This is a genomic window from Kitasatospora sp. MY 5-36 (genome assembly GCF_001182915.1).
Lineage (GTDB): Bacteria > Actinomycetota > Actinomycetes > Streptomycetales > Streptomycetaceae > Kitasatospora.
The window spans coordinates 1-559 of sequence record NZ_LFVW01001430.1 but is presented as its reverse complement, the minus strand read 5'-3'; the positions used below and the strand labels follow the sequence as shown (position 1 = coordinate 559).

General features: G+C 77.3%; 1 protein-coding gene. It reads left to right on the top strand.

All coding sequences use genetic code 11. From position 1 onward, the window contains the following. Nucleotides 1-559, top strand: a 559-nt coding sequence (locus AE652_RS42790; protein ID WP_049661799.1) for a KR domain-containing protein, incomplete at both ends; no start/stop codon positions are given.

Sequence of the window (559 nt, the reverse complement as noted above, 5' to 3'; positions counted from 1 at the left end):
CCGACCGCTCCGCCCTCGCCGAGTTGCTCGCCGCCGTCCCCGCCGAGCACCCGCTCACCGCCGTGGTGCACACCGCCGGGATCGTCGACGACGGCGTGATCGAGACGCTCACCGACGGGCAGTTCGACCGGGTGCTCGCGCCCAAGCTCTCCGGCGCGCTCAACCTGGCCGAGCTCACCCGCGACGCGGACCTGGCCGCCTTCGTGCTCTACTCCTCCGCCGCCGCCGTGTTCGGCGCCGGCGGGCAGGCCAACTACGCCGCCGCCAACGCCTTCCTCGACGCCTACGCCCGGCACCTGCGAGCCGAGGGCCGCCCGGCCGTCTCGCTGGCCTGGGGCCTGTGGGCGGAGCGCAACGGCATGGGCGGCCGGCTCACCGGCACCGACCTGCGCCGGATGGCCGGCGTCGGCACCGCGGCGCTCTCCGCCGAGGAGGGCCTCGCCCTGCTGGACACCGCCCGCGCGGCCGGTGAACCGGCGCTGATGCCGATCCGGCTCGACCTGGCCGCCGTGCGCGCCCAGTCCGACGCCGTCCACCCGCTGCTGCGCGGCCTGGTCCG